Genomic DNA, 9,980 nt, shown 5'->3' with positions numbered 1-9,980 from the left:
CCGCGCCCGCAGGAGCGCGTCGCGCGTGGGCGGCGGTGCCGCCACGGGACGGGCCCTGCGGCCCCTGGCCGTCCGCGCGAGGACGAAACCCAGTGCGCCCGCAGCCCCGAGACCGACCAGCGCAAGGAGCGTCGGCAAGGCCGCCGAAGCACCCCCGTTCGGCGGCTCGGCGGCGGCCGCGACGCCCGGCACTTCCGGCGCCATGGCGGGCGGGGTCGGCGCCGCCGCGACCGGGCCCTCGACCTCGAAGCTTCGAGCCGCGAGCGTCGCTGTCGCGGGCACCTCCTGCACGGTGTCGAACCACTCGAGCGACACCTCGGGCAGTGTCAGCGTGCCACCCGAGGTCGGCACGATCGACCAGGTGAATTCGCGCAAGGCCGCCGTGCCCTGCGCCGTCGGGACCGAGCGCGTCTCGGACCCTTCGAAATAGATCCGTGCGCCGGGCAGGTCGGGCATCGCGAGGTCGGGGATCTGCTCGCCATGGGCGCCGAGGGCCAGCACCTGCACCTTCCGCGTCACCGCCTCGCCCACGCGGAAGACCGGCGGATCGGGTTGCCAGACCTCGGCCAGTTCCACCCGGCTCGCCGGCAGGACCCAGCCCGTCGACCCGCCAGGTGTTTCGGCCACGGAGAGAACCAGCGACTCGCCCGTGACCGTCACGCTTCGGGTTGGCGCGAACATGCCGCCGAAGCGGCTGCCGCCGAACAGGTTGCCGAAGGGCGCACGCCCGAAACCTGCCATGGGTTCGGGCGCATCGGGGTCCGCGATGCGCGCCTGCAGGGCGAAACCCGGGATGGTGAGTGTCCCCGCCGCCTGCGGACGCAGGAGATAGGTGCGCTCGACCAGAACCGAGCCGTCAGCCTGCCGCGTGATGCGGTCGTCGCCGGATTGCTCGAGCAGGAATCCGCTCCCCGAAGGCGGCACGATCTCGGCGCCCTGCGTCCCGGGGGGCAGACGCAACTGCACCGTCAGCGGCACTTCTTGTTGGGCGTAGATCGTCCCCTCGGGCGGCGCGACCAACAGCGACGGGCGTCCGGCCTGCACTTCGGGGGGCAGCTCGGCGGCATCGAGAACGGTCAGCGTGAGCGGCGCGCTCGACACGGAGCCTGCGGTGATCGGCGGAACGGTCAGCGCGCCGCTGCGCCGGGGTGCGAGCGTGATCTGCCATGTCCGCGTGTCGCTCCGTGCACCATTGACGATGGTCGTCTGGCTGCCCGAGGCCGTGCTGAGGACAGTGAAATCGGCATCGAGCACCGAAAGGTCCGGCTGGCCGGCCCCGGCCGCCGCGTCGGCCGAAAGCGTCAGGGTAACCTGGTCGCCCTCCGCGACGCGGGTGGCGGTCAGCCGCGCGTCGAGGCCCTCGGCCAGGAGCGGCAGGGCGGTGGCGAGGAGCAGCGCGGTGGAGAGACAAGTGGCGGAGCGAAGGCGCATGAGGAACCTCACTGACCGTTGGCGCGCAGTTGCGCGTAGTGTTGCCGGATGCGGGCGCGCAGGAGGCCCGCTGGATCGTCGGGGACGGCGCGGAGCTGTTGCTCGGCGGCCTGGCTGAGGGGCGTGCCGCTGGCGGTCGGGGCTTCGGCAGCATCGGCGCCGGGGTTCTGCCCGCCGCCATTTCCCTGCAGCACCCGGTCGATGAGCTCGGACAGGAGGCCGTCCTCCGAAGGGGCCGTGGCAATGCCGGGGTTCGTGCCGCCGGTGTCACCGGCCAAGCCTCCGGGCTCCGCCGTCGCGTCCGCCTCCGCGGCGCCGTCCGGCTCGGCCCCGGCCGGAGAGGGGGAAGCGACCGCGTCGTCCGGCCCGGGCGCAGTGCCAGACATGGCATCGGAGGCCGCGCCTTCCGGGTTTCCGCCAGAGGGTTGCGCGCCGCCGGCGGACCCGGACTGCGAAGGCTCCGGCTGCGCGCCGTCCTCCGGGTCGGGCCGTTCGCCCGACTGTCCGGCCGCTCCGTCGGCGGCGGTCTGCGTCCCGCCGGATGCGCCGGGCTCCGAGCCCGTCCCGGCACCGGGCCGTTCGCCGCCGGGCTGACCCGCGCCGGACTGGTCCTGCGTCCCGGCACCGTCAGCGGCCTGCTGCGGCTGTCCTTCGCCCTGCGCCGCGGCGTCGCCGGATTGCCCGGCCTCCACGTCGGTTCCCTGCTGGGGCTGCCCGGACTGGTCGCTGCCGGCGTTTCCGGAATCCGCGTCCTGATCGTTTGCGCCGCCCTGTTGCTGGTCCTGGCCTCCGCTCTGCTGCGGCTGCGCCTCTTCGCCGGATTGCTCCTGCTGCTCCTGCTCCTCCAGCAATCGCGCCACGAGGTCGCGGTTGAACTGCGCGTCGGCGTCGTCCGGGGCCGCCGCCAGGTGCCTGTCATAGGCCGCCAGCGCCTCCTCGAACCGGCCGGCCCGGGCCAGCGCGTTTCCCGTGTTGTAGCCGTCCGCGCCGAACCCCTCCGCCGCGGCGTCGTAATCTCCGGCGCGGTAGAGCGCCCCCGCCCGCCATTCGGGCGATGCGAAGGCCTCGGCGGCGGCGGCGTAGTCGCCCGCGGCGAAGGCCCGCGCGCCCTGCTGGTCGGGGGTTGCCCACAGGTCATCGAGCCCCGCCGCGCGTGAGGGTTCGGTCACGCCGCCAAGACCCGCGAGTCCGAGCGCAAGGACGAAGAAGACGCCGCGCCGGAACGCGAGCGGCATCAGCAGGACCGGCAGTATGAGCAGCAGATACCCGCGGTCGCGCCAGCGGTCGGCACGGATGTCGGTCTCCCGGCCGGGCATCGCCGTTGATGCCGCCGCAGGCAGAAGCCGGTCGAGGTCCGCCATCGTCGCCGTCACCTCGGCGTAGCGCCCGCCACCGGCCTCGGCGAGGCCTGCCATCGCGGCGCTGTCGAGGCGCTGCACCGGGGCCTCTCCTCCGTTCACCGCGATGGCGCGGCCATCCGCCGTCTGCAACGTTGCGCCCTCGGTGGTGCCCACGCCCATCACGCTGACGGCATATCCATCGTCGCGCGCGTCCCGCGCGGCGCGCAGGCTCGCCTCGGGATCGGCGCCGAGATCGTCGGCCATCACCAGGATGAGTCCCCGCGTGGCTCCGGCCGAGGACAGCAAGTCGTGGCCCGCGCCGATGGCGAGGTCGAGCCGGTTGCCGAGAACCGGCATGAGGCTGGTGGACAGCTCGGGCAGCATCTCGCGGATCACGTCCGCGTCTGGCGTGAGCGGCGCGGCGACGAAGGGGCGGTCGGCGTAGATCACGAGGCCCACATCCTCGCCCGCCGCCCGGTCGAGGATGTCGCGCAGCTTGTGCCCCGCCCGCGCCAGCCGAGAGGGCACGAGGTCGGTGCCGTTCATCGATTGCGCGAGGCTGAGGACGACGACCACCGGCTCGGCCCCGCGTGTGGTCGGCGTCGGCAGTTCCTCCCAGGCCGGGCCCGCGACGGCGAGGATTGCCGCAAGCAGACCTGCCGCAAGGGCTGCCACCAGCCCACGGGAAGGCCGCGCCTCGGCGCCGCCCACCGTCAGATGCCGCAACAGGTGCGCGTCGACCGTCCCGGCCCAGTCAGGGCCCGCGCCCCGAGCCACGCCGCGCCAGGCGAGCGCCACCACGATCGCCGCCGGGATCAGCGCCCAGAGCCACTCGGGCCGCAGGAAGTGAAACGCGCTCATGGGCGTGCCTCCGTTTTGCGCAGGCGTTCTCCGGGCAGGGCGAGGGGCAGCCGCGCCAGCCCCGCGGCCAGCGCGAGGATCAGCGCGAGGCCAAGCGGCCAGTGCAGCATCGAGACCTCGGGGCGCACGACCTGGGGATCGCTTGCGACGGGCTCGATCCGGTCGATTGCGCGGTAGACGTCGGCCAGGCCCTCGGCGTCGGTCGCCCGGAAGAACCGACCGCCGGTCATGTCTGCGATCCGCGTCAGCGTCGCCTCGTCGAGATCGGCCGAAGGGTTGACGACCTGCCGCCCGAGCGCCGTCTGCGCCACCATCCGCGTCGCGCCGACCCCGATGGTGTAGACGCGCACGTTCAGCTCGGCTGCAAGCTCGGCCGCGCGGACAGGATCAAGGACGCCCGCGTTGCTGGCCCCATCGGTCAGAAGGACCAGCACCCGGTCGCCCTGGGGCCGGTCGCGCAGGCGCTGCAGCGACACGGCGATGGCGTCGCCGATGGCGGTTTCGGTGCCGGTCAGGCCGACCTGCGCCTCGTCGAGGAAACCCGAGACCGCGGCGCGGTCGAAGGTCAGCGGCGCCTGGACATAGGCGCGGTCAGAGAACAGGACGAGGCCGATCCGGTCCCCTGCACGGCGGCCGATGAAGTCGCGCGCGGCGGCCTTCACCACGTCAAGCCGCGTGGCGGGGCGGCCGCCCGCAAGGAAATCCTCGCGCGCCATGCTGCCCGAAAGGTCCACGGCCATCATGATGTCGCGCCCCTCGACGGGAAGCGGCGCGGGCTCGCCCACGAGGACAGGCCGCATGAGCGCCGCGATCAGGAGAAGCCAGATCACCCAGGCGAGGATCGCGGGCAGGCGGCGCCCCCGCGCCGCCGCCGTGCCGCCGCCCGCAAGCGCGCCGAAGAACGGCACCCGGATCGCACCTGCGGCACCTTCCGGGCGCGGCGGGAGGAACCGTCGCGCGAGGATCGGCAGGGGCAGCAGGAGTGCGGCGAAGGGCCAGAGAAACGAGATCATGCGACCCTCCGGATCCAGCGTTCGGTCGGGGTGAGAAGGCTTCGCGGACGCTCCGCCTCCAGCGTTTCGGGGCGGCGATAGGGGGCCTCGGCGATCAGGGCCGCGACCTCGGGCGGCAGGCGCCCCGGACCCTCGGCCAGCGCCTCGATCCAGGCCCGGTCGCTCAGCCGCGCCAGGTGCCGCCCCTGCGCCGAAAGCGCCACCCGGCGGACGAGCGCGGCCAGTTCGGCCGCCAGGCCCGGATCGCCCTCGGTCTCCAGCCGGTCGCGCAGCACCGAAAGCTCACGCAGCGCCGCGTAGCGGCGGGTCCGGCGGCGCAGCACTCTCCAGGTCAAACCGCCCGCGACAAGCAGCAGCAAAAGCGCGATCAGCCCCCACCAGCCGGGGGCGAGCGGCCACCAGCCCACGGGCTCGGGCAGGCGGATGTCGCGCAACTGCTCCAGGGCTGCCTGCTGTTCGGGGGACAGCGGCGTCATGCCGTGGCCCTCCGCGCCCGCGGCATCAGGACCGAGGCGGCCGCGTCCTCTGTCGACAGCCAGTGACAGGCCATCCCGAGCCGTGCGCAAAGTGCCGCAAGCCGCTCGCGCCGCTTCGCGAAATCCTGCGCGTGCCGGTCTCGGGCGGCGGCGGACAATCCGCCCACCGAGACCGCCGCGCGCCCGTCGCTGAGCTTGCCGCCCCGGCGCGGCAGCCCTGCCTCCATCCGGTCGAAAACGGCGATGCAGGTGACATGCGCCCGGCGCGACAGGCGGCGCAATTCGCGCTCCTCGGATGCGTCGAGATCGGCGAAATCGCTGATGACGAAGGCGAGCGTCCCCGGGCGGCAGACCCGCGTCAGGCGCTTCAGCGCCGCGTCCATAGCCGCCTCGCCGCCGGTCTCGGCAGCCAGAAGCGTGCCGTCGCTGATCCGCTTGAGAAGGCCGAGGAGGGCCGCGCGCGACCGCGAGGGCGCGACCTCGACCAGCCCCGAGCGGGTCAGGATCGTCGCCCCCACCCGGTCGCCGCCGTCATGCCCGGTCCAGGCCAGCGTCGCCGCGATCTCGGCGGCCAGATGTGCCTTGAACCGGGTCCGCGTGCCGAACTGCATCGATCGGCGCAGGTCGATCAGCAGGTAGACCGGGCGCTCGCGTTCCTCGTGGTAGAGTTTGGTCCAGGTCTCTCCGCTCCGCGCGGTCAGGCGCCAGTCTATGGCGCGCGGCTCGTCGCCCGGCTGGTAGGCGCGGCTTTCGGCGTATTCCATGCCCCGGCCGCGGAACACGCTGCGGTTGGCACCCCAGAGATGGGTCGAGACCCGTCCTCCGGGGGCGAACCCGGTGATACTGCGGTCAGGTCGGGCGCGGATCAGGTCCGCAGGTGCGGCCTCGATCCCCTGGGCATAATCGCGCGACATCGCCGCCCCCTCAGGTCACCGGCACGAGGTCGAGAAGCCGGTCGATGAGCCTGTCGGGCGTCATCCCGTCGGCCTCGGCCTCGAAGGTCGGGATCACCCGGTGGCGCAGCACGTCATGGGCGACGGCCTGCACGTCCGAGGGCGTGGCGTAGTCCGAGCCGCGCATCATCGCGTGCACGCGCGCACAGCGGTCGAGCGCGATCGTCCCGCGCGGGCTGGCGCCCCAGGCCACGGCCCCGGCCAGCGCCGTGTCCCAGTCGCCGGGACTGCGGGTCGCCTGGATCAGGGCGAGGATGTAGCTCTCGAGCGCAGGCGAGACATGCACCTCGAGCGCGGCGCGCCGGGCGGCAAAGACCGCCTCCTGCGGGATGCGCCCATCCGTGTCGTCCATTTCGCCCATGGCCTCGCCGCGGGCGATGCGCAGGATGTCGCGTTCGCTGGCCGCGTCGGGATAGCCGATGCGGACATGCATCAGGAACCGGTCGAGCTGTGCCTCGGGCAGGGGGTAGGTTCCCTCCTGTTCGATCGGGTTCTGCGTCGCCATGACCATGAAGAGGCGCGGCAGGGGATAGGTCTGCCCGCCCACAGTGATCTGCCGCTCGGCCATCGCCTCGAGGAGCGCCGACTGCACCTTGGCGGGCGCGCGGTTGATCTCGTCGGCGAGGATCAGGTTGTGGAAGAGCGGACCCTTCTGGAACTTGAACGCACCCTCTTCGGGACGCCAGACCTCGGTGCCGGTCAGGTCGCCGGGCAGGAGGTCGGGGGTGAACTGCACACGCTTCTCGTCGCAGTCGATGGCCCGCGACAGCGCGACGATGGCCCGTGTCTTCGCCAGGCCCGGCGCGCCCTCGACCAGCACGTGGCCATCGGCCAGGAGCGCGATCAACAGTTTATCGATGAAGGCGGACTGCCCGACGACGCGGGCCGAAAGGTGCTCGCGCAGGCGGCCGACAAGCTCGGGCGCCTTGGAGATGGAGGAGGTCTGGTGCGAGGTCTGGACGTTCATGGCGGCCTCAGGATGGTATGGGGGTCAAGGTGCGGCCCCGGCACGGGGGAAGATGCCGGGGCCGCAGGCAGGGCGGCGCCTAATGGGCGGACCCCTGCAGGGGGATCGCGTCGATCGAGAAAGAGCGGACGAGGATGGAGTCCTCGACGTCCTTGAGCGCGAGGTTGGCCTCGAAGAACTGGCCGTTGTCGATCATCGCCTGGGCACGCGCGAGGCTTTCGGATGTCTCGAGGACAGGCAGCATCGCGGCCGAGACGTTCACGTCGATCTGAGCCAGCCGAAGCACCTGCACCGCCTCGTCCTGCGCGCCGCTCTGCATCAGGCCCGCGGCCTCCTGCAGCGCCTGCCGGTTCTCCTCGGTGTCGGTGAATGTCTCGGTCAGCGCCATCGACATGTCGAAAGGCAGGTAGCGGGCTGCGTTCGCCGGGTCCTCGGTGTCCCGGAGGACGAGGTCGTTGAACGTGCTCTCGGCCTCGGTGAACTCGGCCATCGCCTCCGCGATGCGGGCCTTGGCGCCCTCGATGTCGTTCTCGAACAGCGCGAGCCGGGCGGCGCGCGCACGTATCACGGCATGCAGCGCCACGTCGGCAGTCCTGAGCATCTCGGCCTGGGTCTCGTATGCCGGGGTCGCCGTGGCCGGGGTCGCGGCGGGCGTGGCCAGCGCGGGAAAGGCTGTCGTCGTCATGAGCGCGGCGAGAACCGCCGCGGCGAGTCTGGTTCCGGTGGTCATGTCGGTCTCCACGACTGGTGTGAGACTGCATGCTGCGCGACACGGCTCGCGGCCGGGTTTCGCGAATTTTACAAGTTTGTCAGGTGCAGTGCGCCCGGAATACCCGCGTCCGGCAGGCTCCGGCCCAAGGTCGCAGGCTGAGCGACGAGCCGCTCAACGGCCAGATCTAGAACAGCCACTTTGCAGCAACCAACGCGCCCCGTTTCCAGGGCACGCGATGACTGACCCCGGGCTTGATCGAGATGTTCTCAAGGTTGTCCAGGTACCACTCGAAGTTGCGGATCAACGCGTCTTCGTTGGAATACCGCGGGGCGTATCCCAGAACGGACTTCGCCCGCTCCACGCTGACAAAGCTTTCGGTCCCGGCGGTTTCGTAGATCCACTTGTAAAGTGGGGAGAGCCGCATCGCTTCAAGGGTGCGCAACGTCCAAATTGCCGGTGCCTCCGGAAGGGCGACGATGCGTTTTCCGAACCCGGCCCGGTCCAGCACGGCCTGAAAGCTCTGGCGCAGGGTCCCGAACCGCTCGGCACCGATGTTGAAAACCGCGTTGGCCCGGTCCGGTGCCACGGAGGCGGCGGCGTACACCGCCTGGCTCAAATCCTCGACGTCGAGCAGCTGATACAGGTTGTTCCCGCTGCCAAGCACCGGGAAATTGTGTCCCGTCGCGGCAAAGTCGTAAAGGAGTTCGAAGGCGCCGAGACGCTCCGGGCCGACGAAGCTCTTCGGCCGGAGAACGGGCACGATCATGCCCTTGTCGCGAAAGGCGGCACAGATGGACTCTGCCTCGACCTTGGACGCGCCGTAGGGGCCGACGCCTGTCAGACGATCGTCCTCTGCGAGGGGGTGGTGGTCCGGAATACCGTAGACTGCGGTGGACGAGACATGGATGAACCTCCGGGTCCCGTAGCGCTGTGCCGCGTCGAGCATCATCCGCGTTCCGTCGACATTCGTCGACCAGATTTCCGCTGGTTCGGCCAGAGGAAGTGCAGCGGCACAATGAACGACCACGTCGATCCCGTCGAGTGCACGGTCGTGCAGCTGGGGGTTCCGGATGTCCCCTTGAAGAACATCGATCCGGGACACTTCGGCATAGGGAAACGGCGCAATGTCGTAGCTTCGGACGAAATGACCCTTCGCAAGCAGATGACGGATCAAGTTGATTCCCATGAAGCCCGCGCCACCGGTCACAAGGAACCGCATCCTGGTTTCTTGAAGCGTCACGAGAAGATCCGTATCCCCATTTGTGCGGAAGGCGAACCGCAGCAATCCTCATTTGAACCTTCGCAAGCCAGGGCTCTGCGGTCCTTGATCGGTATCAAGCGGCTATGGCGGTTTCGTCCGCGATCCGGACCTTCACCGTCTTTTCGAGGACGTCCGTTTACGCCAAAAAGCGGATCTTCACTGAAACGGGGCGAAAGACCGGATCGCGGACAAAGCTGCCCGATGCTGGTGCAGCGACGTTCACGTCGGCGGCACGATCGAGTCACGACGTGCCTTGCGGCAGTGCAGCACGCCTTCCCCGAAGCGGTTGTTCGTGCACGGCTGAATGGAACAGATCCGAACCGGTCATTCGCCGCGTGGCGGCTTGACGTCTCACATGCGGACGGAGCGGACCGATGCACCCGCGGCATGGATGATCGTTGAGATCATCAATCGACAGTTAGCGCATCGCTGCAGCGCAGCCCGATTTCCTGTAAGCGGTCGTTCTAGCCGCGCCAGATGAGCCTAGTCGTAGCCGGCCGTTCGCCGCACGGGTCTCAGATGGCTCACATGCGGACTAAGCGTGAATTGGCTGCGTCTGACCGAGCATGGGTACCGACGTGACCCACGCGAGTACCGATCGCCGCGTGTTTTCCGACACTTCGAATTGGACTGGCCGCCCTGTCTTGCTCTGTATGACCGACACTCGGTCGCGGACACTTCCGCCGGCAACGAGGTCCACGACCTTAAGCCGAACCAAGTCACATCCGCGGAGCTTGCTGTCGATCGCGAGGTTGAACAATGCCAGGTCGCGCAGGTTGTCCGCGAGCTCTAGCCGAGCACGTATGGCCCAAACCCGCCTTGGCAGCAGCGGGCGTTTCTGACCGATCAGCCGTCCCTTGTTCCAAGGCGGACGAGACGGACGGGTCGCAGGAAGCTGGATACTGGACATGATGAGGTCTCCATCCAGCCCTCCCACACCAGGCATCGGCACCGTGCCAACGCGCG

At 70.3% G+C, this 9,980-nt stretch carries 8 protein-coding genes and 1 pseudogene; all 9 read right to left on the bottom strand.

Features of this window, described 5'->3' with window-relative positions:
- Nucleotides 1-1,431: BatD family protein (locus tag N8I71_RS10680; protein WP_262877966.1), on the bottom strand; the 1,431-nt coding region annotated here is incomplete at its 3' end.
- Between the two features lie 8 nt (nucleotides 1,432-1,439).
- Nucleotides 1,440-3,632 (bottom strand): VWA domain-containing protein, encoded by a 2,193-nt coding sequence (locus N8I71_RS10675; RefSeq protein ID WP_262877965.1) that lies wholly within the window; start codon nucleotides 3,630-3,632, stop codon nucleotides 1,440-1,442.
- Nucleotides 3,629-4,645 (bottom strand): vWA domain-containing protein, encoded by a 1,017-nt coding sequence (locus N8I71_RS10670; RefSeq protein WP_262877964.1) that lies wholly within the window; start codon nucleotides 4,643-4,645, stop codon nucleotides 3,629-3,631. The genes N8I71_RS10675 and N8I71_RS10670 overlap by 4 nt, the downstream gene beginning before the upstream one ends.
- On the bottom strand, nucleotides 4,642-5,121 hold the full coding sequence (locus N8I71_RS10665; protein WP_262877963.1) for a DUF4381 domain-containing protein: 480 nt from the start codon (nucleotides 5,119-5,121) through the stop codon (nucleotides 4,642-4,644). The genes N8I71_RS10670 and N8I71_RS10665 overlap by 4 nt, the downstream gene beginning before the upstream one ends.
- On the bottom strand, nucleotides 5,118-6,035 hold the full coding sequence (locus N8I71_RS10660) for a DUF58 domain-containing protein (protein WP_262877962.1): 918 nt from the start codon (nucleotides 6,033-6,035) through the stop codon (nucleotides 5,118-5,120). The genes N8I71_RS10665 and N8I71_RS10660 overlap by 4 nt, the downstream gene beginning before the upstream one ends.
- 10 nt (nucleotides 6,036-6,045) lie before the next feature.
- A complete protein-coding gene (locus tag N8I71_RS10655; RefSeq protein ID WP_262877961.1) occupies nucleotides 6,046-7,041 on the bottom strand; it encodes an AAA family ATPase in 996 nt (331 codons plus the stop codon).
- Nucleotides 7,042-7,120: 79 nt separating this feature from the next.
- Nucleotides 7,121-7,771 carry a YfdX family protein gene (locus N8I71_RS10650; RefSeq protein ID WP_262877960.1) on the bottom strand — a complete coding sequence of 217 codons (651 nt, stop codon included), beginning with the start codon at nucleotides 7,769-7,771 and terminating at the stop codon, nucleotides 7,121-7,123.
- Nucleotides 7,772-7,937: 166 nt separating this feature from the next.
- Nucleotides 7,938-9,038 carry an NAD-dependent epimerase/dehydratase family protein gene (locus N8I71_RS10645; RefSeq protein ID WP_262877959.1) on the bottom strand — a complete coding sequence of 367 codons (1,101 nt, stop codon included), beginning with the start codon at nucleotides 9,036-9,038 and terminating at the stop codon, nucleotides 7,938-7,940.
- Between the two features lie 535 nt (nucleotides 9,039-9,573).
- A pseudogene (locus N8I71_RS10640) lies at nucleotides 9,574-9,924 on the bottom strand (integrase); the annotation flags it as partial.
- Nucleotides 9,925-9,980: the final 56 nt, after the last annotated feature.

It is taken from the genome of Roseicyclus sediminis (assembly GCF_025515305.1).
In the GTDB taxonomy this organism is placed as follows: Bacteria; Pseudomonadota; Alphaproteobacteria; order Rhodobacterales; family Rhodobacteraceae; genus Roseibacterium; species Roseibacterium sediminis.
The sequence above is the reverse complement of the archived record's forward strand: the minus strand, read 5'-3'. Positions and strand labels throughout refer to the sequence as shown.

Bases quoted from the DNA above. Each gene is read 5' to 3' on its own strand.
- N8I71_RS10675 (WP_262877965.1), bottom strand. From the start codon at position 3,632: ATGAGCGCGTTTCACTTCCTGCGGCCCGAGTGGCTCTGGGCGCTGATC.
- N8I71_RS10670 (WP_262877964.1), bottom strand. From the start codon at position 4,645: ATGATCTCGTTTCTCTGGCCCTTCGCCGCACTCCTGCTGCCCCTGCCG.
- N8I71_RS10665 (WP_262877963.1), bottom strand. From the start codon at position 5,121: ATGACGCCGCTGTCCCCCGAACAGCAGGCAGCCCTGGAGCAGTTGCGC.
- N8I71_RS10660 (WP_262877962.1), bottom strand. From the start codon at position 6,035: ATGTCGCGCGATTATGCCCAGGGGATCGAGGCCGCACCTGCGGACCTG.
- N8I71_RS10655 (WP_262877961.1), bottom strand. From the start codon at position 7,041: ATGAACGTCCAGACCTCGCACCAGACCTCCTCCATCTCCAAGGCGCCC.
- N8I71_RS10650 (WP_262877960.1), bottom strand. From the start codon at position 7,771: ATGACCACCGGAACCAGACTCGCCGCGGCGGTTCTCGCCGCGCTCATG.